A 26,491-nucleotide genomic window follows, 5' to 3' on the forward strand; every position below is an offset into this window, starting at 1 on the left:
ATGCAATTCACGGTATCGCGACAGCGACATTTGGTCAGCTGATTCTATGGTTGCAGCGACGCTAGAATTGAATGCCGCGCGTTTCAGCTGGAAACCCGGCGCGGCCGGAGATGACTGATATGCACGATCTCTCCAAGCCTCGCGATATCCTGCCTGCAGCCCAATTCTTCGACTGCTATTCAATCGAGGTCGATGGCCAGCATCTCGATGCGCGCTGCGCTGCGGAACGCGTGATGCTGCGCAGGCCTGCCTGGATCGGCTGGCTGATGGCATTGCGCAATCTCATGGTTCGTCCATTCGGCCTGAAGACGGGGCCTGCCGACATGCCGGCAGGGCAGAAGCGAATCGGACTGTTTCCCTTGATCGACGAAAGCCCCTCTGTCGTGGTTCTCGGGCTCGATGACCGGCATCTCGATTTCAGGCTGTTGGTCGAAGTGAATGAGCTCGGCAGTGGCCGGCAGTCGGTCAGCGCTTCGACATTCGTTGCCACGCACAACCTGCTCGGCCGCGCCTATCTGGCAATCGTCATGCCATTCCACCGTGTCATCGTGCCGGCGATGCTGTCGCGGGTGAGAGCAGTCAGTTGACGGCAGTGACGGTGTAGCCCGCTCTGCGGAAATCCTCGACCAGCCCATCTACACCGGGCAGGTGCAGCGCGCCGACCGCCACGAAGGCGTTTCCCTTGGCCAGGATCGGCAAGGCGCGTTCAGCCATAGTCTTGTTGCGCTTGGTGATCATGGCCTCCTCGAAGGCCGCGTAGCCTTCCTCGTCCTTCGCCGCATCCGGCAGCGTCACCCGAAACAGCGGCCAGATCATGCCGATATCGCCACGCCTGTAGAGCACGATCATCGTTTCCGACACATCGTTGATCCTGTCGCCCAGCTTCAGCGTCTCGATCAGTCCTTTGATGTGCTGTTCCATCGGCAGCGAGGCCATGGCCCGCAACTGCTCCGCGGCAGTCTCCAACCCCTGCAGGTCCTTTCCCGCCGCCTTTGCCTGTTCGGCCAGGTTGACGTCGAGCACCGGCTTTCCCTCGCTCTTGCGAGCCATCTCGCAAGCCGGCAGTGAAACTATGGCCGACAGCATCCACGGTTTCATCTTGGCGACCGAAGCAGAGGGAATGCCGCGCGCATCCAGGCCCTTGTCCAATGCTTTGACGTCATCCGGCGACAGGAACGCGCTCAGCGTCTTGCCGTCGGTGAACATCATCAGCTCCGGCTCCTGGGCCAGCGCCGCCATCATCTTGCTCTGGTCGAGCACGTCGGTGGTTTCGATGATCACAGTCTCGGCACCATCGAAGGCCTTCTGCGCGGCTTGCGGCAAGGTCACCACCCGCGGGTCCGTCATATGCATGGTGCCGAACAGCCAGGACGGCTTTTCGCCAGGCTTTTCCAGCTTCCACAGCAGGCCCTTGCCGTTGGGTACGACCGCCGCTTCCTTCTCGATCGCGGCATAGGCAGCCGGGTCGCTCTTCTGCAGCCCGGCAACCATATCGGCCCCGCTGCAGGCCACCGTCGCGGCGTGCGCACGGCTTGAGGCCAGCAGCGCCATCGCCACGAACGACAGGAACAGAACCACATTGACCGCTGCAAGCAGCTTCAGCGACAGGAGCGCGATGCGGTCGGCCTTGGTCGGGGCAAGATTCATGGCGACTGTTCTAGGCGCCAAAGGCGGCGAAACGGTTAATCGGGCGATGAAAATTGTCACCGCCCCGATCGTGGACAGAGCTCATGCCCGGGGGTGCGCCGCCTCGTAGATGTCGAGCAGGCGAGCGGTGTCGACACCGGTATAGATCTGGGTCGTCGACAGGCTGGCATGGCCGAGCAATTCCTGGATGGTGCGCAAGTCGCCACCGCGTCCCAGCAGATGTGTGGCGAAGGAGTGGCGCAGCGCATGCGGCGTCGCTGTCTCGGGCAAGTTCAGCGCCGAACGCAATTTCACCATCTCCCGCTGCACGATCGCCGCGTTGAGCGGGCCTCCACGGGCACCGCGAAACAGCAGCCCATCCTCGCTGAGATGATACGGGCAGAGCCGGCGATATTCGGCGATCGCCTGGAAGGCGACTGGCAGCACCGGCACCAGCCTCACCTTGCCGCCCTTGCCGGTCACACGCAGGACCGTTTCGGACGCATGCGCAAGGTCAGCACCAGTCAACCCGAGCGCTTCGGAAATACGCAGGCCCGAACCATACAGCAAGGTGAGGACGGCGGCGTTGCGTGCCGCGATCCAGGGTTCCTCCGCGAGTTGCTCGCTTGTCGAAACGACACGCCTCGCATCCGCGGCCGTCAGCGGTTTTGGCAGCGATTTCGGCTGTTTCGGCGCTCGCAGTGCCGCCGCACCGGCAGCATTCGCCAATCCTCGCTTTTCCAGGAAACGCAGCAGCGAGCGCACGCCGGCAAGCCCGCGCCCCAGCGTACGGGCACCGGCACCCTCGTTGCGGCGTTGGGCGAGAAAGCCGCGTAGGTCGGCAGGGCGCAAGGCTGCGATATCGGCGATGCCTGCCGGACCACCGACATGGCCGGTCAGGAACTGCAGGAACTGGCGCGTGTCACGCTCATAGGCCTCCACCGTCAATGCCGACAGCCTGCGCTCACCGGCCAGCGCCTTCAGCCAGCTTTCACGGGCGGCCTGGAGGTCCGGCTTGGCGGCGATGAGGAATTCCTGCATTGGCAGAGCGGGTCCCGTTGAATAAGTAAGCATTTACTTTTCAGGTTACCAAGCGATGAAGCGCGCCCGATGAGCAAACTGAAAAACCCCGTCCAGATGGCCGTGATCGGCGCCGCCCATGGCATCAGGGGCGAGCTGCGCGTGAAAACCTTCACCGGCGATCCGCTGGCGCTTGCCGATTACGGCCCGCTTTATGGCAAGGACGGCCGTGCCTTCGAGATCATCGACATCCGTCCGGCCGGCAACGTCGTCGTGGTGCGTTTCAAAGGCGTCAATGACCGCAACGCCGCCGAAGCGCTGACCAATGTCGAGCTCTTCGTCGACCGCTCGGCTCTGCCCGACGATGGCGACGAGGACGAATTCTACCATACCGACCTGATGGGCCTTGCGGTGAAGGACGATGCCGGCGCGACCATCGGCAAGATCGTGTCGGTGCAGAATTTCGGCGGCGGTGACATCCTCGACATCACGCTTGGCTCGCGCAAGGGCGTGCTTATCCCCTTTACTCAGGCCGCCGTACCCGAAGTTTCGATCGCCGGCGGCTTTGTGCGCATCGACCCGGCGGCGGCCGGCCTGGTTGACGATGAAGACGGGGAACCCGACGGCGAAACAGCTCCCGACAATGACGGCTTCGATGCAAAGCGCCGGCCCCGTGGTCCGAAGGACGCCGGGGGCAACCGGTGAGCTTTTCGGCTTCCGTCCTCACGCTCTATCCAGAGATGTTTCCGGGCGCGCTCGGCGTTTCGCTCGCCGGCCGCGCGATGGAGCGCGGCGACTGGTCCTTGCAGGCGATCCAGATCCGAGACTTCGCTTTGGACAAGCACCGCACCGTCGATGACACGCCGGCCGGTGGCGGTGCCGGCATGGTGATGCGCGCCGACGTGCTGGCGCGCGCCATCGATCACGCCGCGCCCGAAGGCGATCCGCGCCCGAAACTTCTGATGAGTCCGCGTGGAAAACCGCTGACGCAGGCGCGCGTGCGTGAACTGGCGGCGGGACCAGGTGTCGTCATCCTGTGCGGCCGCTTTGAGGGCGTCGACCAGCGTGTGATCGAGGCGCGCGACCTGGAAGAGGTCTCCATCGGCGATTTCATCCTGTCCGGCGGCGAGCCGGCAGCGCTGGTCCTGCTCGACGCGGTTGTCCGGCTTCTGCCCGGCGTCATGGGCAATGAGCGTTCCGGCGAGGAGGAGAGTTTCGAAAACGGCCTGCTCGAGCATCCGCATTACACGCGGCCACAGGACTTCGAGGGACGACCTATCCCCGAGGTACTGATTTCAGGAAACCATGCCAGGATCGCGGCATGGCGGCAAGAACAGGCGGAAGAGCTGACTGCGCAACGACGACCGGACCTGCTTGCGGGTAAGTCCTAGCGGCTAGGCTTTCAGGAAATAATACGCCGCCAGGAACAATCCCACGGCGATGACGAAGCCGCGCACCGCGTTCTGTGGCACGCGCTTGGCGATCCACACGCCGACATAACCGCCGACCGCGACAGCCGGGATCATCACGATCGCCTGCGGCCAGGACACCACGCCGCCGGACACGAAGATCAGGATGGCAACGGCGGCAATGACGATGGAGAACATGTTCTTCAGCGCATTGAGGCGATGGTAGTCGCCGCTCTGGGTCAGGCCCAGCGTCGCCAGCATCATCACCCCCATGCCGGCACCGAAGAATCCGCCATAAATGGCGGTTGCGAACTGCATCGCGGCACCTGGCACGGTGCCGACGGCGGCTGGCTGGCCGGGTTTCGGTTTCGGCTTCAGCCACGGGCCGGCGGCGAACAGCGCGGTTGCTGCGATCAGCAGCCAGGGCACCATGGCACGAAAAGACGGGTTGTCGAGCGCCAGCAGCAGGAGCGCACCGCCCAGCGCGCCTATGGCCGAGACGATGCAAAGCAGCAGGGCACTGCGCCAGATGGCGCGGATGTCGCTCCAATAGGCCAGCGTCGACGTGATATAGCCCGGAAATTGTGTGATCGAGGATGTGGCATTGGCCGAGATCGGCGGAATGCCCAGCACGCTCATCGCCCCGAAAGTGAGGAAGGTGCCGCCACCGGCGACGGCGTTGACGATGCCGGAGAGCAGGCCGGCGACAAAGAGGATGGCGGCGTCGATGAACGTCAAGGCGTCGGCAGGCTCCAGCTTCTAGAGCGCTTCCCCTTTCTTGGAGACGCGGAAACGCTCTAACTTTTTGTTTTTACGCAATTCCGGACGCAAAACCGTTGCACACTTTTGCTGGAATTGCTCTAGCGAGGTTTAGGGCGCGCACTGCCTTCGCGCAAGCGATCTCAGCCCTTGCCGATCAGTTCCAGCAGGGCTTTCGCCGTCGCCTTTGGCGCTTCTTGCGGAATGTTGTGCCCGACGCCGGGCAGGATCCGGCGCTCGAACGGCCCGGAAAACTGGTGGCCATCCTCCTTGTCCGGCGGGCCTACGCCATCGTCGGCGCCGCACAGGGAAATCGTCGGCACGGAAATCAGCGGCTGCCTGGCAAGCCGGTCTTCGACTGCCTGCAGCACAGGATCGCCCGGCGCATAGCCATAGCGGTGGCGATAGGAATGGATGACGATCTCGACGAAATCCGGATTATGGAAGGATCCCGCGCTGCGAGCGAAATCGTCGTCTCTGAAACCCCAGGTCGGCGACCACAGCTTCCACAACAACCGGCCGAGTTCCTCGCGGTTTTCCGTCAGCCCGCGCACGCCGCGGGCGGAATGGAAATAATATTGGTACCAGTAGCGGTATTCGGCTTCGGGCGAAGCCGGGTTAGCCGAAGCCGGGATGTTCTGGATGTTGTAGCCGTCGCCGCTCACCAGGCAGCGCGCGCGTTCCGGCCAGAGTGCCGCAACGATGCAGGCAGCGCGGCCACCCCAGTCATAGCCGGCAAGTGCCGCCTTTTCGATCGACAACGCGTCCATCAGATCGACAAGGTCCTGCGCGATCGCCGCCTGCTGGCCCGAGCGCATCGTTGCTTCGGAGCGGAACCGCGTTGGGCCGTATCCACGCAGATAAGGCACGATCACGCGTTGGCCCCGTGCTGTCAGCAGCGGCCAGACCTCGTCATAGCCGCGCGGATCGTAAGGAAAGCCATGCAGGAGGATGATCGGATCGCCATTTGGCTCGCCATGGTCCTCATAGGCGATGTCGAGCAGGGCTGTGCGGGCGAAGCGAATGGGATAAGGTCCAGTCATGGGCAACTCCCCTTGGAGCGCCAATCTGGCATCTGGAGACGGCCCGACCAACCGGCCACGGTAAAAAATACCGTTGGACAGGTGACAAATGCGCGAAATAGCGCTATGTGCCGCGCCGAACCGGACAAGATCGTCCGGACCCGTCAACAATGGCGGTGTAGTCGCCCCTGCCGGACATCCTCGGATGGAAGGCATAGCCGAGCGGTCCCCGAGTGTGATTTTTGGGAGACTGCAAGGCAAGTGCAGGGCGCTCTGGCTGTCGGAAGAACAAGAAGTGGATTTTTGAGATGGATCTGATCCGTCAGCTCGAGGCCGAACAGGCCGCCAAGATCGAAGCCAAGCGCAAGCTGCCTGAATTCCAGCCCGGCGACACCGTGCGCGTCCAGGTGCGCGTCACCGAAGGCACCCGCACCCGCGTGCAGGCCTATGAGGGCGTCGTGATCGCCCGTTCCGGCTCCGGCTTCCAGGAAAATTTCACCGTCCGCAAGATCTCGTACGGCGAAGGCGTGGAGCGTGTGTTCCCGGTCTACTCGCCGATGCTCGAAGCGGTCGAGATCGTCCGCCGCGGTAAGGTCCGTCGCGCCAAGCTCTATTACCTGCGCGATCGTCGCGGCAAGTCGGCTCGTATCTCCGAGAACACCGGCGTGCGCGCCCGCAAGCTGAACGACGAGGAGCGCGAAGCGCTCGCCGCCGAGAAGGCCAGGATCGAAGCCGAGAAGATCGCTGCCGCCGAGGCGCTGGCTGCCGAGAAGGCTGCTCAGGAAGCCGCCGAGAAGAAGGCTGCCGCTGAGGCCGCCGCTGCTGCGGAAACCGCAGCTGCCGAATAAGATTTTCGGATAATACCGATTTGGAAAAGGCGGCTGCGGCCGCCTTTTTTGTTTTCCACCGTCAGCCCACAATCGAAGGTTTCACCGAGACGACGGCGAGGCTGGGCAGAGGGTGTTGACTCCTTTTAATTTGTACACTAATGATTTGTGTACAAGTTAATGGAGAAAACGATGTCTGCTCTGTATTCCACCGAAGCCCGTGCAGTTGGCGGCCGTGCCGGCCATGTGAAGTCCAGCGACGGCCTGCTCAGCCTCGACCTCGCCATGCCGAAGGAACTGGGCGGCAAGGGTGGCGCCACCAACCCCGAACAGCTCTTCGCGGCCGGCTATTCCGCGTGTTTCGAAAGCGCCATGCGCTTCATTGCAGGCAAGCAGAAGCTGCCGCTGGCGGACGCAGCCGTGACGGCGAAGATCGATCTTCTTCCGAACGGCGAGGGCGGTTTCCGGTTGGGTGCTGCACTCACCGCCGAAACCAAGGGCCTGGATCAGGCTGCAGCCGAGGCGCTGGTTGCCGCTGCGCACAAGGTATGTCCTTATTCCAACGCACTCAGGGGCAATGTCGACGTCGCTCTTTCGGTGAAGGCGGGATGACTCTTTCAGGCACTGACATTGAAAAGACCACCGAGAGCCGGGTGCAAACGCCCCGGCTCGACCGGCAGCTTTGCTTTGCGCTCTATTCTGCCAGCGGCCTGATGACGAAGCTCTATCGTCCGCTGCTGGCGCCGCTCGGGCTGACCTATCCCCAATATCTCACCATGCTGGCGTTGTGGGAAAAGGCGCCGCGCACCGTTGGCGAGCTGGGTGACACGCTCGGCCTCGACCCGGCCACGCTGACGCCGCTGCTGAAGCGTATGGAGGCGGGCGGGCTCATCAGCCGCCGTCGCGACCCTGCCGACGAGCGCCGCGTGCTGGTGCAGCCGACCGCCGAGGGTGAGGCGCTGCGCGCTGCAGCCGGCGGTATCCAGGAGGCCCTTGGCTGCCAGTTGCCGCTCGAACCGGTCGAGTTGGCCAAGCTGCGCGACACGCTGAACGGACTCGTTGGTCAGTTGCGCGCCTTGGAAACCGAGGCAACTGCGGTCGAACAAGGCAGCGAAAGATAATTCGTTCCGAATCCGGCCTCTTCCCGGTATCGAATTCCAGTTTCTTCGTTCCAGCTGCAGCGTGGCGGCTTGCAAGGCCGTGCTGGAAGGCTAATGTCGGCGATCTTTTTCGACCGTCGACGGAATTCCCGCGCGGTCCTTGTTCTTCGGGGGAAGTCTCATGATCAGATCGAAACTCGTGCTGGCCGCGATTGCCGCCTGCCTTCTCGCGCCGATTGCGGCCGCGGCCCAGACCTTGCCCGACCTTGCCGGCAAGAAGGTCGTGGTGGTGACGGAAAACGCCTACCCGCCGCTGCAGTTCGTCGACCCTAAGTCGGGCAAGCAGATCGGCTGGGAATATGATTTCATGAACGAGATCGCCAAGCGGCTGAACTTCAAGGTCGAATACCAGAACACTTCCTGGGATGCGATGATCCAGGCTGTGGCCGACAAGCAATACGACATCGGCATGACCGGCATCACCATCAATGACGAGCGCAAGGCCAAGGTCGATTTCTCCGAGCCATACATGCGCAACGAGCAGTTCATGCTGGTGCGCGGCGATGAAAGCCGCTTCAACGACGCCAAGAGCTTCGCGGCCCTCAAGGACGGTCTGATCGGCGCGCAGCCGGGCACTTCGCCTTTCTACACCGCCGTTTATTCCGTGCTGGACGGCAATGAGCAGAACCCGCGCATCAAGCTGTTCGAGACCTTCGGCGCCACCGTGCAGGCACTCAAATCAGGCGACGTCGATGTTGTGCTCACCGATTCGACTGCCGGCAAGGGCTACGTCGACGCCTCCGAAGGCAAGCTGAAGCTTGTCGGCGGTCCCCTCGGCACCGAGGATTTCGGCTTCATCTTCGCCAAGGGCTCGGACATCGTGAAGCCGGTCAACGAGGCCATCGCAGCCCTCAAGGCCGACGGCACAATCGAGACGCTGAACAAGAAGTGGTTCCTCGACTACAAGATTGGCCAGTAATCAGCCACTTAGAGCGCCGCGCGTCCATTCGGACGCGCAAAGGACGCTCTAAAACTTTGAAGCTGCGCATCGTGCTTTCCGAAAATCGATTCCGATTTTCGGGCCGATGCGCTAGGTTGAAATCAGCCGGCGCCATAACGGCTGGCGCCGGCATGATCGATCACATAGAGCCATATGCCATCCGTCTGCCTGCGGACGATTTCGGCGGTAAAGCCGGAATAGACGACGGCGCCTTTTTCGTCGGTGAGCGTGAAATCGGCGCGCAGCAGCGCCAGATCGCCATGTTCGACGCAGAACGTGTTGTTCGACACCATGGTGCCGGGCAATTCGATGAGCCTCTTCAGTTCTGTCGCGATCGCGGCCTTGCCAGTGAGGCTCGCCCCGCTCGCATCCACCAGCAGCTGCGCGTCCTCTTCATAGAGCGAAAGCAACTCATCGAGATTTCCGGCGTTGCGGGCGGCCGCGAAGGCTCCATTCAACTCGGCTGGTCGATAGACTTTTCTTGACATTGGCTTTCTCCTGTTTGGAGAACAGAACCATGTCGTTTCAAAACTATCCAAACGGGAACCCAACATGACCGAACCGGCGATGGCCGAAGCCAGCTTACAAACGCCGGCGCCGCGCCGGCCGGACCTGTGCCCGGTCGAGGACTGGCTGGCCTTCCTCGGTCACCGCTGGAACGCACTGGTGCTGTGGCATTTGTCCGTGGGCGCCAGGCGGCACGGCGAATTGATAGCCCTTCTGCCCGGCATCACTGCAAAGGTGCTGTCGGAGCGGCTCGATGGCCTGATGCAGCGTGGATTGATTAACCGCCATGCGGTCTCCACCTTCCCGCGCGGCGTCGTCTATGCGCTGTCCGACGGCGGCCGCCAGGTCGTCGCTATTCTCGATCGCTTCGAGACGCTTCCTTCCTCCTTTCGCGAGCCGCGACATTGACCCCGATCGCGTCCGGCAAGCAGGCCAAGGAATTTCCCTGGTGGTTGGCGGTAGCTGCCACCATGGCGATGGTTGCAGCGATTGCGATCGCCACGAGCGACATCTACGCTCAGGTCTTCGCCACGGTCGCGCAAGGGATCGGTATCACCATATTCGTTGCGCTGGTCGCGTTTCTGCTGGCGGCGACGATCGGCCTTGGTATCGCGCTGATGGGGCTGTCTGGCTCGATCTGGCTGCGGCAGGCTGCGCGCTTTTACGTCGAGATCATGCGCGGCATTCCGGTGCTGGTGCTTTTGTTCTGGATCGCCTTTGCCGGCGTACCCGCCTTTGTCGCGGGCTGGAATTTCATTACCCTGCCTCTGCAACAAGCCGGCTACATGGATGCGCTGCTGGTGCGCGAGGTATCGCTGCTGTGGCGCGCCATCATCGCACTCGCCTTCGGCTACTCGCCCTTCATCGCCGAGATTTTCCGCGCCGGCATCCAGTCGGTCGACATCGGCCAGATCGAGGCTGCCAAGGCACTCGGCCTGAATCGTGGACAGCGCTTCCGGCTGATCGTCATGCCGCAGGCGATCAGGGTCATCCTGCCGCCGCTCGGCAACGACTTCATCGCGATCACCAAGGATTCCTCGTTGGTCTCGGTGCTCGGAGTCGCCGACATCACCCAGATGGGCAAGATCTATGCCTCCGGCTCGTTTCGCTTCTTCGAAACCTATTCCATTGTCGCCTACATCTACCTGACCCTCACCGTCAGCCTGTCCTTGGCGCTCAGGGCCCTGGAGCAGCGTATGCGGCGCAGCCAGCGCCTGGGTTGACGTCCTTGGCGCAATTCCAGCAAAAGCGCGTAGCGGTTTGCGTAGGACAGCCTGCAGGGCGTTTCCGCGTTTCCGTGAAAACGGAAACGCTCTTAGGTTGACGCCGATGCCGTTCGCTTCCACGCTGGCCAGAAGGATGGCCGCAGGGAGAGAGACGATGGACACCGACAAGGCACACGCGGCGCTGGATTCCGTCTATGGCGCCGGTTCGCCCGATGCCCTGGATGCGGCCTATGCCGCCTGGGCGGCAAGCTATGACAGTGAAACTGCCTCGCTCGGCTACCTGCTGCCCTTCCTGATTACGGCCTGGGTGACGCGCTATGTTGCGGCTGGCGAGGGTCCATTGCTCGATGCCGGCTGCGGCACCGGCCTAACCGGTCCGCAGATCAAGGCGCTTGGCTATTCCGACCTTGCCGGGCTCGACCTGTCCGACGAAATGCTGCAGGTCGCCGCAGGCAGACAGACCTATGGCGACCTGAAAAAGGCAATGCTCGGTGGTCCACTGCCATGGCCGGACGGGCATTTCCGCGCTTTTTTCTCTACGGGTGTCTTCACCATCGGTCACGCGCCGGCTTCCGGCCTGCACGAACTGGTGCGCATTACGAAAAGCGGCGGCCATGCCATCTTCACCGTGCGCGACCAGGTGTTCGAAGCCGGTGGCTTCCGGGACGTCTTCACCGAGTTGGAGCAGGCCGGCAAATGGCGGCCGCTCGAAGAAAGCCCTTGGTTCCGCTGCTATGCCGTCGCCGAGCCGGACGCGCAGGTGAAGACTTTCGTGTTCGAGGTCCTGTAACGGCAGCGCTCACCACACGGGCCAGCCAGAATGAATTAGGCGTCGGGCGAGAAACGGAAGTGGCCGACCACGCGGAAGGCGAACAGCGTGTCCTCGACCTTGGCGCCGGCACCGATGTTATGGACCACAAGCGGACGCTGGCCGTCAGGCGTCATCCGGCCGGTGACGATGGCAATGTGCGGCAGGTTGCCGGGCAGCCGCTGGGTCACCAGATCACCCGGCCGATAGGCTGCCGGATCGTCGACGACATCGAGCGCCGCGCCCTTTCGCCTGAAGAAGGTTTCCAGATTGGGAACACGTCGGTGATCGATGTTCCGGTCCGGCCGCTTCCGGCCCCATATCGTTGGATAGGCGGAGAACGCCGCACGCATGTCCTCGTTGACCAGCCGCTGCAGGTCGACGTCGAACGCCTTCCGATAAGCGCGCACCACCACATCGGTGCACACGCCACGTTCTGAGGGAACATCACCGCCGGGATAGGCGAGCCGTACATAGGCCGGGTCGTAGATGACGGTCACGCCAACCTGGTCGAGCGCCGCATCGACCAGCCGCGTGGTCCACGGTTGCGATTGAGCTGCGGCCAACGCCGGACGCGGTAGCAACACCGGACAGGCTGCCAGCGCCAGGGATGTCAGGACGGTACGGCGGTCGACCATGGCGGCTCCTCATTGGCCGCTCAAGGCAATCGAGATTTCAGGCTTAATTGCGGCCCTGCGCATCGGCCCGAAAATCGGAATCGATTTTCGGAAAGCACGATGCGCAGCTTCAAAGTGTTAGAGCGTCCTTTGCGCGTCCGAACGGACGCGCGGCGCTCCAACCGGCGCCAATTGCCGATCCTGCAAAAGATTGGTATGAGCGAGGCGATGGAAGAGCTTTTCGGCGATCCGGCCTACAAGGGCTTCGTGCTGCAGGACAAGAAACGCCTGCCCGCGCGCTTTTTCGCCCGCATTTCCGGCGCGCTGACCAGCCGACTAAGGTGATTTCATCGCCTTAGCTGACGGCCGACTGCGCCTATATTCAGCCGGCGCGTCATCTTCCCTGCTTCATATCGACGGATTTACGCACATGAGCGCACCGCGCACCCTCTACGACAAGATTTTCGACGAACACGTGGTCGATCGCCAGGACGATGGCACCTGCCTGCTGTGGATCGACCGCCACCTCGTGCATGAAGTGACCAGCCCGCAGGCTTTCGAAGGCCTGCGTATGGCCGGCCGCAAGGTTCGCCATCCGGAAAAGACGCTCGCCGTTGTCGACCATAACGTGCCGACCTCGCCGGACCGCGTGAACGGCATCAAGAACGAGGAAAGCCGCATCCAGGTCGAGGCGCTGGCCAAGAACGCTGCCGATTTTGGTGTCGAGTATTATTCCGAGAAGGATCGCCGCCAGGGCATCGTCCACATCATCGGCCCCGAGCAGGGCTTCACCCTGCCGGGCATGACCATCGTCTGCGGCGACAGCCACACCTCCACCCATGGCGCTTTCGGTGCTTTGGCGCATGGCATCGGCACCTCGGAAGTCGAGCACGTGCTCGCCACCCAGACGCTGATCCAGAAGAAGGCCAAGAACATGCTGGTGCGTGTCGACGGCCAGCTGCCGGAAGGCGTCACCGCCAAGGACATCATCCTCGCCATCATCGGCGAGATCGGCACCGCCGGCGGCACCGGCTATGTCATCGAATATGCGGGCGAGGCGATCCGCGCGCTGTCGATGGAAGGCCGTATGACCATCTGCAACATGTCGATCGAGGGCGGTGCCCGTGCCGGCCTGATCGCGCCGGACGAGACCACCTTCGCCTATGTAAAGGACAAGCCGCGCGCGCCGCAGGGCGAAGCCTGGGACATGGCGCTGGACTACTGGAAGACGCTGCACTCGGACGAGGGCGCCCACTACGACAAGGTCGTGGTGCTGGATGCCGGCAAGCTGCCGCCCATCGTCACCTGGGGTTCCTCGCCCGAGGACGTGACCTCGGTGCTCGGCGTCGTGCCAAACCCCGACGAGATCGATGACGAGAACAAGCGCAACTCCAAGAAGCGTGCGCTCGAATATATGGGTCTCGAACCAGGCACCAAGATCACCGACATCAAGCTCGATCGTGTCTTCATCGGCTCCTGCACCAATGGCCGCATCGAGGATCTGCGCGCGGTCGCAGCCGTCGCCAAGGGCAAGAAAGTCGCAGCGACCGTCAACGCCATGATCGTGCCGGGTTCCGGCCTTGTGAAGGAGCAGGCCGAGGCCGAAGGGCTGGACAAGATCTTCATCGAGGCCGGTTTCGACTGGCGCGAGCCGGGCTGCTCGATGTGCCTGGCCATGAACGATGACCGCCTCAAGCCGCATGAGCGCTGCGCCTCGACTTCGAACCGCAATTTCGAAGGCCGTCAGGGCTTCAAGGGCCGCACGCACCTGGTGTCGCCGGCCATGGCCGCAGCCGCCGCGATCGCCGGCCACTTCGTCGACATCCGCGACTGGAACTAATCGCGCTCGACAAGAGTATCTAGAACGCAAAGGCCCCCGGCATAAATATGCCGGGGGCCTTTGTTTTTAGAGGATGTTCTTTGAGAGGGCGAAACGCCGATTTAAGCCCGCGACCGCGGGCCGCCGGTCGTCCGGCGCCCTCGCGGAGGGCCAGCCGCCCAGCGGGCGGCGATACGGCCCGTGAGCGCAACCAACGGTCAAAGACCGCAAGTACGACCGTGCGTCGCGCCTCGTGGCGCGCCCTGTCCGGAGCGAGCCGCGAAGCGGCGACAGCGTGAGGACGAAACTAAGCCGCCTTCTTCTTCGGCTGGATCAGGCCGCGCTCGATGAGCAGTTCGGCGATCTGCACGGCATTGAGAGCAGCGCCCTTGCGCAGATTGTCGGAGACGATCCACATGTTGAGGGCGTTGTCGAGGGTGGAGTCCTCGCGGATGCGCGAGATGTAGGTGGCGTCTTCGCCGGCGGATTCGATCGGCGTGATGTAGCCGCCGTCCTCACGCTTGTCGATGACCAGGCAACCGGGTGCCTCGCGCAGGATGTCGCGCGCTTCGTCAGCCGTGATCGGCTTCTCGAACTCGACATTGACCGCTTCCGAATGGCCGATGAAAACAGGCACGCGCACGCAGGTGGCCGTCAGCTTGATCTTGGGGTCGAGCATCTTCTTGGTCTCGGCCACCATCTTCCACTCTTCCTTGGTGGAGCCGTCTTCCATGAACACGTCGATATGCGGGATGACGTTGAAGGCGATGCGCTTGGTGAACTTCTTGGCCTCGACCGGGTCGGCGACGAAGACGGCGCGGGTCTGCGTGAACAGCTCGTCCATGCCTTCCTTGCCGGCACCCGACACCGACTGGTAGGTCGCCACCACGATGCGCTTGATGGTCGCCGCCTCATGCAGCGGCTTCAGCGCAACGACCAGCTGTGCGGTCGAACAGTTCGGGTTGGCGATGATGTTCTTCTTGGAGAAGCCTTCGATCGCGTCCGGGTTCACTTCCGGGACGATCAGCGGCACTTCCGGATCGTAGCGGAACGCCGACGAATTATCGATGACGACGCAGCCTTGCTTGCCGATCTTGGGCGACCATTCCTTCGAGACGTTGCCGCCGGCCGACATGACGGCGATGTCGGTGTCGGAGAAGTCGTAGCCCTCCAGCGCCTTCACCTTCAGCGTCTTGTCGCCGAAGGACACTTCGGTGCCCTGGCTGCGCCGCGAAGCGAGTGCCACCACTTCGCTGACCGGAAAGCCGCGTTCTTCCAGAATGTTCAGCATTTCGCGACCCACATTGCCCGTGGCGCCGACTACCGCAACCTTGAAACCCATCGAAAAATTCTCCTGTCGCTCTCCGCTCGCTTTGCTTGGAGAAACCCGCCGGCCACTGCGGGTCTCGCCTCCCTCGGGCCGGACCCGGGGAGAGGGCGAGCAGGCCAAGGGAGATCAGACCGTGGTGACGGTGGTTTTTTTGGCCGTAGTTTTGGTCGAGGACAGGAGCGCACGCTGCCGCCCGCCCGCAACCATGTTGCCATGGCCGGGGAAGTCGAATGCGAAAAGAGCCATGATAAGGCCGCGCATGGAGACGTTCCTGTTCGGAGCGGGCTTTTACGCCGATTGCGTCAAGAGTCAATCGCAGCCAGGGACTGGCGATGAAGTTCGGCCCGCCTGTGGCGGTCAGATCACGTTGAGCTCGCGGAACGGCCTGCCTTCCGCCACGCGGGCATAACCGAGGGCTGAGCAGTCGATGCTGCGATAGCTGCCGTGCATGATCAGCTCGGCCAGTGCCTTGCCGACCGCCGGCGCCTGCTGCAGGCCGTGGCCCGAGAAGCCGTTGGCGAAGATGAAATTCTTCACCTGCGGATGCGGGCCGATCACCGCGTTCTGGTCGAGCGTGTTGTAGTCATAGTGGCCAGCCCAGGCGCGTGTCATCTTGATCGCCTCGAAGGCGGGAATGCGGGTGGCGAGCACCGGCCAGATCGTTTCTTCGAACAACGACCAGTCCGGCTCGAAATCGGTCGGGTCGGCGGCAAGCTCACCTTCCTCCGGCTCGGCACCGCCGGTGATGTAGACCGAGCCTTCCGGGCGCACATAGATGCCGCTGGGGTCAACCAGCAGCGGCAGGTCTTCGTAGCGCTCGCGCGCCTCGAACACGAACACCGAGCGCTTGCGCGGCTCGACCGGCAGTTCGAGCCCAGCCATGGCCGAGACCTTGCCGGCATTGGGGCCGGCGGCGTTGACGACGATGCCCGCCTGCAGCGTCTCGCCATTGTCGAGCGTCACCGACTGGACCTGATCGCCCTGGCGGGCAATGGCGGTGACGGAAGCGGTGATCAGGTCGACCGACTTGGTGCGCAACGCCTTGCGAAACAGCTGCAGATAGGCGTGCGCATCGAACCAGCCCTCGCCGGAGCGGCCATAGGCACCGGCGGTGATGCCTTCCGCCGACAACCAGGCGAAACGGCGGGTCAGCGCCTCGGCGTCCTCCAGCACGATATCGGCGCCCTCGGCCACCTGCACGTCGTGATTGGCCTTCAGGATCGGCAGGCCGTTCTCGCCGGCCAGGATCAGATAGCCGCCTTCGCGGAAGCCGATATCGGCATCCTCGCCGAATTCTTCCTTCAGCCGCCGGAACAATTTCAGCGTGAACTGCGACAGACGGATGTTTTCCGGGATGGAGAACTGCTGGCGGATGGAGGCACAGGACAGCGTCGTTGCAGCATGGGCGAATTGCGGATCGCGCTCGACCAGTGCGATGGAGCCAGTGAAGCCTTCCTCGCGCAGATAGTAGGCGACCGAGGCGCCAACAATGGCCCCGCCGATGATCACGATGTCGTATTGCGCCATGAAGTCCGTTCCGGATTGGATGAGCGAGTAGTCAATAGTGAGTAGTGGGTAGAGGGCCAAACGGTGCCCTAACCGGCACTATTCGCTATTCACTATTTCACTATTCACTCTCTAACCAGCTTCAGCCACCCCACTGCAAGCCCTTGCAAGGGCCAGCTTTGGCGGGCAAGAAGACCAGATGGCTGAAAATCCCTATCGCCCGCGCCGTTCCGTCCTCTACATTCCTGCCGCCAACGAGCGGGCGCTGGCCAAGATCGCGACACTTGCCTGCGACGCTGTCATCATCGACCTGGAAGATGCCGTCGCCTCCGGCGAAAAAGCCTCGGCGCGCGACAGGCTCGGCGCGATCTTCGCCAATCGCCCGCGCTGCGAAATGGTGGTGCGCATCAACCGCTTCGGAGGCGAAGGCGGCCCGGAGGATCTTACCGCGGCGCTCGCTTGCCAGCCGGACGGCATCCTGCTGCCCAAGATCGATACGCCGCGCGACATCCTGGAAGCCGGCGACGCGCTCGACGAGGCCGACGCACCCGACGAAGTGAAGCTGTGGGCGATGATCGAGACGCCCAAGGCGCTGATCAACATCGCCGCCATCGCCGAACTCGGCCGCGACCCCGCTTCGCGGCTCGCCTGCCTGGTTGCCGGCACCAATGACCTGATCAAGGAGACCGGCGTTCAGGCCACTGCGGACCGGCGCTATCTGGTGCCGTGGCTGATGCAGATGGTGTTGGCCGCGCGTGCCGGCGGCATCGCCCTGCTCGACGGTGTCTTCAACGATTTCCGCAACTTGGACGGTTTCGCCCGCGAATGCGCCGATTCCGCCGGCATGGGTTTCGACGGCAAGACGCTGATCCATCCGTCGCAGGTCGAGGCTGCCAATGCTGCTTTCACCCCTTCGGATCAGGCTTTGGCGGAGGCCAAGGCCATTGTCACCGCCTTTGCCAAGCCGGAAAACGTCGGCAAGGGTGTCATTGCGCTGGAAGGCAGGATGGTGGAGCGTCTCCACCTGGTCCAGGCTGAGAAATTGCTGGCGAAAGCCGCCAGCATCGGCGCATGATCGAGCAACAGCTTTAAGGACAGGACCATGCGCCTCTTTCGCTTCCTCACCGCCGTCGATGACGCCACCTTCTGCCACAAGGTGACAGCGGCGCTGAACAAGGGCTGGCACCTCTATGGCTCGCCGACCTATGCCTATGACAAAAAGGAAAAGGTCATGCGCTGCGGCCAGGCCGTGGTGAAGGATGTCGACGGCCAGGAATACGTGCCCGGCGAAACCAAATTGAGCGACTGGTAGTAGCCGTCGTCCTAGAGCATTTCCGCTTTTCTCCGGATCGCGGAAACGCTCTAACTCTTTGTTTTACGCAATTCCGGACGCAAAACCGCTGCACACTTTTGCTGGAATTGCTCTCAATTCCTATTTGCAAGAGCCTATTCCGCCGACGCCTCGATACGCTCCATGTCATCGTCGGAGAGGCCGAAATGATGGCCGATCTCGTGGATCAGCACATGGGTGACGATGTCGCCCAGTGTCTCTTCGTTCTCGGCCCAGTAGTCGAGGATGGCGCGGCGGTAGAGCGTGATGCGGTTCGGCCCCTCGCCGGTCGCTGGATTCCAACGTTCGGCGATGCCGCGCCCCTCGAACAGGCCGAGCAGGTCGAAGGGCGTTTCCAGCGACAGATCGTCCATGATCTCATCGGTCGGAAACTCGGCTACCTGGACGACGATCTCGCCCGTCAGCTTGCGGAACTCCTCCGACAGATGGGCGTAGGCTTCCAGCGCCAGCAGCTCGAGCTCATCAAGGGAGGGAGAAAGCTCGTTGTGCCAGGTGCGGGTCTTGTAGATGCGGGCCATTCTTTGTCCTTTGACCCCGGCATATAGGCTGTTGCGGCAAGATCGGCAAATAACGATCCGATCGACGGTATTTTGCCCTGACAGGAGAGGAATAAATTCTCCATGAGTCCGCTTGACTCTCATCTCACCCTCTGGAATCTATAAGAACATAACAGGAACAAATTGACTGGACGCTGACCGACATGGCGATGGACGCCGTGGCGCGAGACACTGTTTTTGCCTTGCGCCGCCAGATCGCGAAGATTGAAGGAACGCTGTCGGAACGCCTCGAAGCGCCGGCTGGCAGTGGCTCCGACGCAGACCGCATGCTGGTGCGCCGCAGCGGCGTGGCTGAAAGCCATGGCTTGCTCGCCACCGGCGCGGATCACTTCGACGCTGCCTTGAATGGCGGACTGCCCAAGGCTGCCCTGACCGAACTCCACGGTGCCGAGACCCGCGATGCCGGCACCGTCGCTGGCTTTGCGCTGGCTCTCGCCTGTCTGCTGCTGAAAAAAACGGAAACGCCGGCGCCCATTCTGTGGGTCGGCACCACCGAGATCTTTCGGGAAGCTGGTTTTCCTTACGCGCGCGGGCTCGAGGCCGGTTTCGGTATCGCGCCCGAAAGCCTGCTTTACGCCGAAGCGCCGAAAACCACCGATGCCCTGTGGATCGCCGAGGAGGGAGCAGGCTTGACCGCGCTTTCCGCCGTCGTGCTGGAACTGCGCGGCAATCCCGAACGGCTCGACCTGACCGCCACGCGCCGACTGCATCGTCGCGCACAGATGGCGGGGCGGCCGGTCTTCCTGCTGCGGCAGGCAGCGCTTGCCGAGCCGACAGCGGCACCCGTCCGTCTCCTCGTCGCACCGGCACCGGCAACGCCGCGCAACACCATGGCCGGCCCCCTGGACGGCACGATCGGTCGCCCGGGCATCGCCGTCACCATCGGCAAGAGCCGCGCGACACAGCCTGGACAATTCACACTGGAGTGGAACCCCGATGAACGCACATTCCTGGATCGAAGGCACGCGGGCGCAATCCACCAGCGGCCATGGGACATTCAGAAGCGAGCAAAGGATCATGTCGCTGTGGTTCCCCTATCTTCCAGCGGAACGGATCCTGCGGCAGCGTCACGGCCGGTCCTGGCGTTCCCGTCCCCCCGGCCATCGCCCGCTGGTGATCAGCCATCGCGACCGCAACGCCCAGCGCATCGCCGCGCTTGACGAACGGGCAGAGGCGCTGCGCCTGAAACCCGGCATGGGCATTGCCGATGCGCGCGCCATGCATCCGTCGATCGATATTGTCGAAGCCGATCCGCAGGCCGATTTGCGTCTGCTCGACAGCCTGGCCGACTGGTGTGATCGCTACACGCCGCTGGTTGCGCTCGATGGCATCGACGGTCTGTTCCTCGACATCACCGGCTGCACGCATCTGTTCGGCGGTGAACACGCCATGCTGGACGAAATTCTGGCCCGTTTCTTCCACCAGGGATTCGACGTTCGTGCCGGGATCGCCTCGACCGCGGGGGCAGCCTGGGCTGCCGCCAGGTTTCGCGACCGCTGCATTGTCGAATTAGGGGAGGAAGAAGCTCTTCTCGCCCCGCTGCCGCTTGCGGCACTGCGCCTTGAACCGGAAATACGCAGCAGTCTGGAGAGCGTCGGCTTGCGCACGGTTGGCGCTGTTCTGGCAGCACCGCGCGCGCCATTGGTGCGCCGTTTCGGCGTTGCCTTGCTGCTGCGCATCGACCAGGCGCTCGGGCGGCAGGATGAAGCCGTCTCGCCGCGATTGCCTGTCGCCCCGCTTTCGGTCGAGCGCCACCTCGCTGAACCCGTCATCCTGATCGATGACATCGAACGTTTGGTGTTTCTGCTTGCAACGGCATTGAAGACCGATCTCGAGCGGCGAGGCGAAGGGGCAAGGGCGGTTGCCCTCCTGCTCTTCCGGGTCGATGGCGTGGTCAGTCGCCTTGTCGTCGGCACGTCGCGGTCTATGCGCGAGCCTCGGCTCATCTTGAGATTGTTCCAGGAGAAGCTGACGGCGATCGCCGAGGATTTCGACGCCGGCTACGGCTTCGATCTGGTTCGCCTCGCCATACTGGCGACCGCTCCTTTCGACATGCACCAGGCCGACCTTGCCGATGAGGTCGAGGATGGCGAGGAGAACCTTGCTTTGTTCGCCGATCGCATCCGTGCGCGCTTGGGCGATGGTGCCGTGCTGAAGCCGGTCGCTGTTGAAAGCCATCTGCCGGAACGCGCCGTCGCAATCATCCCCTATTGGGAAGATACGCCGCGGCGGGTTTCACCTCCCAGGAAGCCGGCCATACCAAAAGAGTTGCCCTCCGCCGTGCCCTTCCAGCCGGAACGTCCGATCCGGCTGTTTCAGGTGCCTGAACCCGTCGAAGTTCCTGCTTCGGAAATTCCGGATGGCCCTCCGCTGCAATTCCGTTGGCGGCGAGCGCTCCACCGTGTCGCCAAGGTGGAAGGGCCGGAACGCATCGCAGCGGAATGGTGGCGCCAGGAAGAACCGACACGCGACTATTTTCGCATCGAAGACACCGACGGCCGCCGCTACTGGCTTTATCGCCAGGGCTTTTACGACGCTTCGAAACCGCCCCCGCGCTGGTTCATGCATGGAGTGTTTGCATGAGCCTGATTGCCCACCCGCCCTATGCCGAATTCGGGGTGCAGTCGAACTTTTCCTTCCTGCGCGGCGCCTCCCGCCCCGAGGAATTGATGGTTGCCGCGAAGCTCTATGGTTTTTCGGCAATCGGCCTGGCCGACCGCAACACGGTCGCCGGTGTCGTGCGGGCCTGGCAGCAATCGAAGGTCGAAGGCATAGACTATCATCCCGGCTGCCGGCTGGTTTTCAGTGATGGTACTCCCGACATCCTTGCCTATCCGCAGGATCGTGAGGGCTGGGGGCATCTGTGCCGCATGCTCACCCAGGCCAATCTGCGCCCCGAGACGGAAAAAGGCGCGACGCTGCTCGAACGGGCCGATCTGCTCCAATGGGGCGATCGCCTGTCGCTCGCCGTCCTGTCTGATCTCCTGGGCAATGGTGAAACGCAATTGGCCTTGCTGCGGCAGTTGAAGGATCGCTTCAAAGGCAATCTCTGGCTGGCGGCGGCTCCCGATTACCAGGGCAACGACCGCTTCCGGCTGGAGCAGGCCGCCGCCCTGGCCGCAGCGGCCAACCTGCCTCTGATGGCGACCAATGACGTGCTCTACCACACGCCTGAGCGCCGGCCGCTCCAGGATGTGGTCACCGCGATCCGCCTCAATGTCCCAGTTGCCGAAGCCGGCTTCGAACTGGCGGTAAATGCCGAACGCCACATGAAACCGGCTACGGAAATGGCCCGGCTTTTCCGCAGATATCCGCAGGCGCTGGAGCAGACGCGGCGTTTCGCCGAAACGCTGCAGTTTTCGCTGAGTGAGCTGAAACACAACTATCCTGACGAAACCACCGAAGAGGGCGTCGACCCGCAGACGGAATTGGAACGGCTGACATGGCGGGGGGCGCACAATCGATATCCCGAGGGCATTCCGGAGAAGGTCGATAGGCTGATCCGCCATGAGCTGGCGATCGTCGAGCAGAAGAATTACGCGCGTTATTTCCTCACCGTCCATGACATCATCCGCTACGCCCGTTCGGAAGATGTGGACGTTTTGTGCCAGGGACGCGGCTCGGCCGCCAATTCGGTGATCTGCTATTGCCTCAACATCACCGAGGTGAACCCCGGCCTGATGGATGTGCTTTTCGAACGTTTCATCTCGACCGAACGCGACGAACCACCCGACATCGATGTCGATTTCGAACACGAAAAGCGGGAAAAGATCATTGCTTACATTTACAAGAAATACAGTGAAAAACACACCGCGCTTGCCGCAGCCGTAATCAGCTATCGCGGACGCTCGGCCCTGCGCGAGGTCGCCAAGGCGATGGGACTGTCCGAAGACGTCCGAAGCGCTTTGTCGAGCTCGATCTGGGGCTGGTATTCTTCTGAGCTCGGCGAACGGGAAACTCAAGCTGGCGGCCTCGATCGAACAGAGCCGTTGACCAGGCATGTCCTCGACTTCGCCAATGACATCATGGGTTTCCCGCGCCATCTTACCCAGCATGTCGGCGGCTTCGTCATCACCAAGGACCGACTCGATGAGATCGTCCCCATCGTCAAGACGGCGATGGAAGAGCGCAAGATGGTCGAATGGGACAAGGACGACCTCGATGCGGTCGGCCTGCTGAAGGTCGATGTGTTGGCGCTTGGCATGTTGTCGTGCCTGAAGCGGGCTTTCGACTTGGTTGAAAATCACTATGGCGTTCGAGATCGATATGATCGCAAGCTCGCCTTGGCCACGATCCCTGAAGAAGACCCCCGCGTTTATGATATGATCTGCCGGGCTGACACACTCGGTGTTTTTCAGATCGAATCCCGCGCGCAGATGTCGATGCTACCGCGTCTGCGGCCCAGAAAATTCTACGACCTCGTCATCGAGGTCGCCATTGTGCGCCCTGGTCCGATCCAGGGTGACATGGTTCATCCCTACCTCCGACGCCGACAGGGAAAGGAAAAGATCGAATATCCGAGTGTCGAACTTGAGAAGATTCTGGAACGAACACTCGGTGTACCCCTCTTTCAAGAGCAGGCCATGAAGATCGCTATCGACGCAGGAGGCTTCACGCCGGGCGAAGCCGACCAACTGCGCCGCGCCATGGCGACATTCAAGCGCACCGGAACCATCGGCAATTACCGCGACCGTATGATCAACGGCATGGTCGAGCGCGGTTACCCCAAGGAATTTGCCGAGCGCTGCTTCAAGCAGATCGAAGGCTTCGGCGAATATGGCTTCCCGGAAAGCCATGCCGCATCCTTCGCCTTGCTCGTCTATGCGTCCTGCTGGTTCAAGACCTTCTATCCCGACGTTTTCTGCGCCGCGATCCTCAATTCGCAGCCGATGGGTTTCTACCAGCCTGCCCAGCTGGTGCGGGATGCCCGCGACCACGGCGTCGAGGTCCGCGATGTCGACATCAATGCCTCCGTTTGGGATTGCACGCTCGAAAAGGCCTCTTTCGACCCCGGGCGCATCGTTGCACGCCATGCCGACATGAGGGGTGTCATTCTGACCGATCATGCGGTCCGGCTAGGTTTTCGTCAGATCAAGGGGATATCCGAAGACAGAATGGGCACCTTCGTCGCCCGGCGCGGCGACGGTTACGAATCCGTGCGCGATGTCTGGCTGCGCTCCGGCCTCGACGCCGACGAGATCGAGAAGCTGGCCGAAGCCGATGCCTTTCGCTCGCTCGGTATCAGCCGGCGCGATGCCCTGTGGGCGGTGCGCGCGCTCGACGGTCGCAAGGCCGCGGAGCGACTGCCCTTGTTCGATCAGCCAGACATCAGACTTCCCGATCTGGAGCCGGCGACGAAACTGCCGATGATGCGTCCGGGCGAGCACGTCATTCATGATTACCGCTCGCTCGGCCTGTCGCTCAAGTCGCATCCGGTCTCGTTCCTGCGCGAACGGCTGGCCCGCAATGGCGTAACGCCGAATGCCCTCTTGCCTTCCGTGCCGGACGGCAGGCGCGTCACTGTTGCCGGCCTTGTTCTGGTGCGCCAGCGGCCCGGCAACGGCAAAGCTATTTTTCTCACTCTGGAAGATGAGAAGACCGTGGCCAATGTCATTTTCTGGGAACGGGTCTTCCAGCGTTTTCGTCCGGTGATCATGGGGGCCCGTTTCGTCCAGGTCACCGGCAAGCTGCAGTGCGAGTCAGGTGTCATCCACATCGTCGCCGACAAGATCGAAGATTTGACACCCTGGCTGTCGTCGCTGCTGGAGCAAGTTCCTCCTGGCTTTGCGAAATCGGCAGATGAGAGGAAACCTCTGACCGGACCCGCTGGCCAAAATCATACCGGCAGGCCCGAGAAGCGGCAGGAACCATCGGAACAGGATTTCCGCGCCCTTGCCGATGATGCGCAACGCGTCATGCCAAAAGGCCGCAACTTCCACTGATCATCAAGGCTTGCCGACACCCTGCCAGCGGGCGTCGGCTATGCTCAGCCTTTACCCGGCGCAATCGATCGCGCTTCGGAAGGCAGCATGATCGGGATTCCATCCCGTACCGGATAGGCTAGTTTGGCAAGGCGCGAGACCAGTTCGCCGCGCTCGGCGTCCCATGTCAGCGGTCCCTTGGTCAGCGGGCACGCCAGAAGCTCCAAAAGCTTCGGATCGACACCGACCTTGTTGCCTTCCCGCTCACCCATTGTCTGCCTTCCAAAATCTTATTGCAGGCCCGAGCCAAAATCCTCGTTCTCACGCGCCAGCGTCATCTCGGTGATCGCGATCAGCGTCTCGGCCCGGCTCTTCAGATCCTGCGCCTCCAGCAGCGCTTGTTTCTCTGCAGGCCCATAAGGCGCCATCATCGACAACGCATTGACCAGTATGGCATTGTCGGCGCGGCTGACGCTTTCCCAATCCGCTTCCAGGTCGTTGGCTTGAAGATAGGCACGAAATGCCTTCAGCAACGCGGTACGGTCGACGGCGGATGCCGATGGATCTTCTTGAAGGTCCGCCAGAAAGGGCGCCACGCGGCATTGACGAAACGGCGTGCGTACAGCGAGCTCCTGCGTCACCCGGAAACGGCAGATCCCCTGCAGAGAGACGACATAGCGCCCATCACCCGTCTCCATGAACGAGGTCAGGCGCCCGATACAGCCTATGCCGCTCAACTCCGGCTCGCCATCGTCGCGAAGTGCGCCATCCAGACTTGGCTGGATCATGCCGATCAACCGTGAATCGCCCAGCGCCTCATCCACCATCTGCAGATAGCGTGGCTCGAAGACATTCAAGGGCAGGCGTCCGCCGGGCAGCAGCAGAGCTCCACCCAACGGAAAAACCGCGATCGTGTTGGGCAGATCGGTCTCGAGCCGATATCGGGCGTTTCCCGCTCGCATCCTTTTCTCGTCCCATAAATTTCTTCCGCGAGAAGGACGAACCGGTATCCTCCCCGCGATCCACCCCGCGCCGGTCGATCTGGACCTCGGAGCCCTTAAGAAAACAGCAGCGACGACAGCTTGCGGCGCGCCGACAAGGTTACCTCGTCGGTCAGCCCCCAGGCTTCGAACAGCTGCAACAGCTGTGCGCGCGCGCCATCGTCGTTCCAGGCACGATCGGCCTTGACGATCGCCAGCAGGTTGTCGGCGGCCTTCTCACGCTCACCCATGGCGTTCTGGATCATGGCAAGGTCGAAACGAGCCTGATGATCCTTCGGGTTCTCGGCAAGACGCTTCTCAAGCTCCGCGGGATTGCCAAGGTCGGACGCCTGTGCGGCAAGTGCTATCCGCGCCCGCACGGCGCTGACGGCGGGCGCATCGGCCTTGCCTTCAGGCACTTGTGCCAGCACGGCTTCCGCGCCGGCGGTATCGCCGCCATCGAACAGGATTTCGGCAAGACCAGCGATGGCCTCAACCGTATCCGGCGCCTGCTCCAGGATTGACTGATAGATATCGGCAGCGGTTTGGACATCGCCTGCCTCGCGAGCCTCGTTGGCGGCAGCCAGAGCCTCGGCGAGCTGCGGCTTGCCTCCACCCTTGCCGCCCACACGTTCGATGAACTCGCGGATCTGGCTTTCGGGAACGGCGCCCATGAAACCGTCGACCGGTTGCCCGTCCTTGAAGGCGATCACGGCCGGAATGGACTGGATGCCGAGCTGCCCTGCGATCGAGGGATGTTCATCGATGTTCATCTTGACGAGCTTCACCGTGCCGCCGGCGGCATTGACTGCCTTTTCCAGCAGCGGCGTCAGCTGTTTGCACGGTCCGCACCATGGCGCCCAGAAATCCACCAATACCGGCTGGCGTCGCGATTCCTGGATGACGTCGGCGGTGAACGTCGCCGTGGTCGCGTCTTTGATCAAGCCGGCCGCCGTGCCATTTGCCGGTGCAGCTCCACCATTTTGCCCGCCATACTGCACGGTTGTCGTATACGCGTTGCCCGTGCCGCCGAACGGATTTTGGTCACTCATCATCTTGTCCTTTCGGGTCGCCACGCAAAAACGGCGACCCTGTTCTGCAGGGGC

30 protein-coding genes are annotated in these 26,491 nt (G+C 62.5%); 17 read left to right on the forward strand and 13 right to left on the reverse strand.

The features are described from left to right. Positions 1 to 119 precede the first annotated feature (119 nt). Positions 120 to 587, forward strand: coding sequence for a DUF2867 domain-containing protein (locus ACFWXH_RS20620; protein WP_379123231.1), 468 nt, complete (start codon positions 120 to 122; stop codon positions 585 to 587). On the opposite strand, the gene ACFWXH_RS20625 is transcribed toward ACFWXH_RS20620, so the two are convergent. Then, positions 580 to 1,647, reverse strand: coding sequence for a TraB/GumN family protein (locus ACFWXH_RS20625; RefSeq protein WP_379123232.1), 1,068 nt, complete (start codon positions 1,645 to 1,647; stop codon positions 580 to 582). The two genes, ACFWXH_RS20620 and ACFWXH_RS20625, sit on opposite strands and share 8 nt — an antisense overlap. Before the next feature lie 81 nt (positions 1,648 to 1,728). Then, positions 1,729 to 2,667: a tyrosine recombinase XerC gene (locus ACFWXH_RS20630; protein ID WP_379123233.1), complete on the reverse strand. Its 939-nt coding sequence runs from the start codon at positions 2,665 to 2,667 to the stop codon at positions 1,729 to 1,731. A 69-nt stretch (positions 2,668 to 2,736) separates the two neighbouring features. Between ACFWXH_RS20630 and rimM the strand changes: the two genes are divergently transcribed. Together rimM and trmD are read left to right on the forward strand one after the other, a co-directional pair. Further along, positions 2,737 to 3,351, forward strand: coding sequence for a ribosome maturation factor RimM (gene rimM / locus ACFWXH_RS20635; RefSeq protein ID WP_379123234.1), 615 nt, complete (start codon positions 2,737 to 2,739; stop codon positions 3,349 to 3,351). Then, positions 3,348 to 4,037: a tRNA (guanosine(37)-N1)-methyltransferase TrmD gene (trmD, locus tag ACFWXH_RS20640; RefSeq protein WP_379123235.1), complete on the forward strand. Its 690-nt coding sequence runs from the start codon at positions 3,348 to 3,350 to the stop codon at positions 4,035 to 4,037. The genes rimM and trmD overlap by 4 nt, the downstream gene beginning before the upstream one ends. Before the next feature lie 3 nt (positions 4,038 to 4,040). Here trmD and ACFWXH_RS20645 read toward each other — a convergent pair whose 3' ends face one another. After that, positions 4,041 to 4,793 (reverse strand): sulfite exporter TauE/SafE family protein, encoded by a 753-nt coding sequence (locus ACFWXH_RS20645; RefSeq protein WP_054310428.1) that lies wholly within the window; start codon positions 4,791 to 4,793, stop codon positions 4,041 to 4,043. Positions 4,794 to 4,957: 164 nt separating this feature from the next. Further along, positions 4,958 to 5,857, reverse strand: coding sequence for an alpha/beta fold hydrolase (locus ACFWXH_RS20650; RefSeq protein ID WP_379123236.1), 900 nt, complete (start codon positions 5,855 to 5,857; stop codon positions 4,958 to 4,960). A gap of 287 nt (positions 5,858 to 6,144) precedes the next feature. On the opposite strand from ACFWXH_RS20650, the gene rplS reads away from it, so the two are divergent. The 4 genes from rplS (at position 6,145) to ACFWXH_RS20670 (ending at position 8,742) form a co-directional block, all read left to right on the forward strand. Beyond that, the gene (rplS, locus tag ACFWXH_RS20655; protein WP_054310430.1) at positions 6,145 to 6,684 is read left to right on the forward strand and encodes a 50S ribosomal protein L19; all 540 of its coding nucleotides are present in this window, start codon (positions 6,145 to 6,147) and stop codon (positions 6,682 to 6,684) included. Positions 6,685 to 6,855: 171 nt separating this feature from the next. Continuing rightward, positions 6,856 to 7,275: an organic hydroperoxide resistance protein gene (locus ACFWXH_RS20660; RefSeq protein ID WP_054310431.1), complete on the forward strand. Its 420-nt coding sequence runs from the start codon at positions 6,856 to 6,858 to the stop codon at positions 7,273 to 7,275. Beyond that, positions 7,272 to 7,784: a MarR family winged helix-turn-helix transcriptional regulator gene (locus ACFWXH_RS20665; protein ID WP_379123237.1), complete on the forward strand. Its 513-nt coding sequence runs from the start codon at positions 7,272 to 7,274 to the stop codon at positions 7,782 to 7,784. Before ACFWXH_RS20660 ends, ACFWXH_RS20665 begins: the two co-directional genes overlap by 4 nt. 160 nt (positions 7,785 to 7,944) lie before the next feature. Further along, entirely contained in the window at positions 7,945 to 8,742 is a 798-nt protein-coding gene (locus tag ACFWXH_RS20670; protein WP_379123238.1) for a transporter substrate-binding domain-containing protein, read from the forward strand. Positions 8,743 to 8,864: 122 nt separating this feature from the next. On the opposite strand, the gene ACFWXH_RS20675 is transcribed toward ACFWXH_RS20670, so the two are convergent. Continuing rightward, positions 8,865 to 9,251 carry a YybH family protein gene (locus ACFWXH_RS20675; protein WP_379123239.1) on the reverse strand — a complete coding sequence of 129 codons (387 nt, stop codon included), beginning with the start codon at positions 9,249 to 9,251 and terminating at the stop codon, positions 8,865 to 8,867. A gap of 64 nt (positions 9,252 to 9,315) precedes the next feature. Here ACFWXH_RS20675 and ACFWXH_RS20680 point away from each other — a divergent pair, with 64 nt between their 5' ends. From ACFWXH_RS20680 to ACFWXH_RS20690, 3 genes are all read left to right on the forward strand, one after another. Then, positions 9,316 to 9,678, forward strand: a complete 363-nt coding sequence (locus tag ACFWXH_RS20680) for a helix-turn-helix domain-containing protein (protein WP_054310435.1) — start codon at positions 9,316 to 9,318, stop codon at positions 9,676 to 9,678. Between the two features lie 62 nt (positions 9,679 to 9,740). Next, positions 9,741 to 10,493, forward strand: a complete 753-nt coding sequence (locus ACFWXH_RS20685; protein ID WP_082407354.1) for an amino acid ABC transporter permease — start codon at positions 9,741 to 9,743, stop codon at positions 10,491 to 10,493. Positions 10,494 to 10,650: 157 nt separating this feature from the next. Continuing rightward, a complete protein-coding gene (locus tag ACFWXH_RS20690) occupies positions 10,651 to 11,286 on the forward strand; it encodes a class I SAM-dependent methyltransferase (RefSeq protein WP_054310437.1) in 636 nt (211 codons plus the stop codon). 35 nt (positions 11,287 to 11,321) lie between these two features. On the opposite strand, the gene ACFWXH_RS20695 is transcribed toward ACFWXH_RS20690, so the two are convergent. Beyond that, positions 11,322 to 11,942, reverse strand: a complete 621-nt coding sequence (locus tag ACFWXH_RS20695) for a DUF1287 domain-containing protein (RefSeq protein WP_379123240.1) — start codon at positions 11,940 to 11,942, stop codon at positions 11,322 to 11,324. A gap of 99 nt (positions 11,943 to 12,041) precedes the next feature. Here ACFWXH_RS20695 and ACFWXH_RS20700 point away from each other — a divergent pair, with 99 nt between their 5' ends. Then, positions 12,042 to 12,266, forward strand: coding sequence for a hypothetical protein (locus tag ACFWXH_RS20700; protein WP_379123312.1), 225 nt, complete (start codon positions 12,042 to 12,044; stop codon positions 12,264 to 12,266). A gap of 85 nt (positions 12,267 to 12,351) precedes the next feature. After that, positions 12,352 to 13,761: a 3-isopropylmalate dehydratase large subunit gene (gene leuC / locus ACFWXH_RS20705; RefSeq protein ID WP_054310440.1), complete on the forward strand. Its 1,410-nt coding sequence runs from the start codon at positions 12,352 to 12,354 to the stop codon at positions 13,759 to 13,761. Between the two features lie 286 nt (positions 13,762 to 14,047). Here leuC and ACFWXH_RS20710 read toward each other — a convergent pair whose 3' ends face one another. From ACFWXH_RS20710 to ACFWXH_RS20720, 3 genes are all read right to left on the reverse strand, one after another. Further along, the gene (locus ACFWXH_RS20710; protein ID WP_379123241.1) at positions 14,048 to 15,082 is read right to left on the reverse strand and encodes an aspartate-semialdehyde dehydrogenase; all 1,035 of its coding nucleotides are present in this window, start codon (positions 15,080 to 15,082) and stop codon (positions 14,048 to 14,050) included. 114 nt (positions 15,083 to 15,196) lie between these two features. Continuing rightward, positions 15,197 to 15,331 carry a hypothetical protein gene (locus tag ACFWXH_RS20715; RefSeq protein ID WP_280138609.1) on the reverse strand — a complete coding sequence of 45 codons (135 nt, stop codon included), beginning with the start codon at positions 15,329 to 15,331 and terminating at the stop codon, positions 15,197 to 15,199. A gap of 96 nt (positions 15,332 to 15,427) precedes the next feature. Further along, the gene (locus tag ACFWXH_RS20720) at positions 15,428 to 16,597 is read right to left on the reverse strand and encodes an NAD(P)/FAD-dependent oxidoreductase (RefSeq protein WP_379123242.1); all 1,170 of its coding nucleotides are present in this window, start codon (positions 16,595 to 16,597) and stop codon (positions 15,428 to 15,430) included. A 178-nt stretch (positions 16,598 to 16,775) separates the two neighbouring features. On the opposite strand from ACFWXH_RS20720, the gene ACFWXH_RS20725 reads away from it, so the two are divergent. Both ACFWXH_RS20725 and ACFWXH_RS20730 read left to right on the forward strand, forming a co-directional pair. Next, positions 16,776 to 17,651, forward strand: a complete 876-nt coding sequence (locus ACFWXH_RS20725) for an HpcH/HpaI aldolase/citrate lyase family protein (protein WP_379123243.1) — start codon at positions 16,776 to 16,778, stop codon at positions 17,649 to 17,651. A 27-nt stretch (positions 17,652 to 17,678) separates the two neighbouring features. Beyond that, the gene (locus ACFWXH_RS20730) at positions 17,679 to 17,888 is read left to right on the forward strand and encodes a DUF1737 domain-containing protein (protein ID WP_054310444.1); all 210 of its coding nucleotides are present in this window, start codon (positions 17,679 to 17,681) and stop codon (positions 17,886 to 17,888) included. Between the two features lie 134 nt (positions 17,889 to 18,022). Here ACFWXH_RS20730 and ACFWXH_RS20735 read toward each other — a convergent pair whose 3' ends face one another. After that, positions 18,023 to 18,445 (reverse strand): metallopeptidase family protein, encoded by a 423-nt coding sequence (locus ACFWXH_RS20735; protein ID WP_054310445.1) that lies wholly within the window; start codon positions 18,443 to 18,445, stop codon positions 18,023 to 18,025. Positions 18,446 to 18,627: 182 nt separating this feature from the next. Here ACFWXH_RS20735 and ACFWXH_RS20740 point away from each other — a divergent pair, with 182 nt between their 5' ends. The 3 genes from ACFWXH_RS20740 to ACFWXH_RS20750 are packed head-to-tail and all read left to right on the forward strand — an operon-like array spanning position 18,628 to position 24,426. Next, positions 18,628 to 19,644 (forward strand): ImuA family protein, encoded by a 1,017-nt coding sequence (locus ACFWXH_RS20740; RefSeq protein WP_379123244.1) that lies wholly within the window; start codon positions 18,628 to 18,630, stop codon positions 19,642 to 19,644. After that, positions 19,598 to 21,067: a DNA polymerase Y family protein gene (locus ACFWXH_RS20745; protein ID WP_379123310.1), complete on the forward strand. Its 1,470-nt coding sequence runs from the start codon at positions 19,598 to 19,600 to the stop codon at positions 21,065 to 21,067. The genes ACFWXH_RS20740 and ACFWXH_RS20745 overlap by 47 nt, the downstream gene beginning before the upstream one ends. Then, positions 21,064 to 24,426 carry an error-prone DNA polymerase gene (locus ACFWXH_RS20750; RefSeq protein ID WP_379123245.1) on the forward strand — a complete coding sequence of 1,121 codons (3,363 nt, stop codon included), beginning with the start codon at positions 21,064 to 21,066 and terminating at the stop codon, positions 24,424 to 24,426. Before ACFWXH_RS20745 ends, ACFWXH_RS20750 begins: the two co-directional genes overlap by 4 nt. A 44-nt stretch (positions 24,427 to 24,470) precedes the next feature. Here the strand turns inward: ACFWXH_RS20750 and ACFWXH_RS20755 are convergent, their stop codons facing one another. From ACFWXH_RS20755 to trxA, 3 genes are all read right to left on the reverse strand, one after another. Then, positions 24,471 to 24,677, reverse strand: a complete 207-nt coding sequence (locus ACFWXH_RS20755) for a Trm112 family protein (protein ID WP_379123246.1) — start codon at positions 24,675 to 24,677, stop codon at positions 24,471 to 24,473. A gap of 18 nt (positions 24,678 to 24,695) precedes the next feature. Next, the gene (locus ACFWXH_RS20760; RefSeq protein WP_054310450.1) at positions 24,696 to 25,367 is read right to left on the reverse strand and encodes an LON peptidase substrate-binding domain-containing protein; all 672 of its coding nucleotides are present in this window, start codon (positions 25,365 to 25,367) and stop codon (positions 24,696 to 24,698) included. Positions 25,368 to 25,462: 95 nt separating this feature from the next. After that, the gene (gene trxA, locus ACFWXH_RS20765) at positions 25,463 to 26,437 is read right to left on the reverse strand and encodes a thioredoxin (RefSeq protein WP_054310451.1); all 975 of its coding nucleotides are present in this window, start codon (positions 26,435 to 26,437) and stop codon (positions 25,463 to 25,465) included. Positions 26,438 to 26,491 lie beyond the last annotated feature (54 nt).

The organism is Mesorhizobium sp. NPDC059054 (genome assembly GCF_042739215.1).
GTDB lineage: Bacteria > Pseudomonadota > Alphaproteobacteria > Rhizobiales > Rhizobiaceae > Mesorhizobium.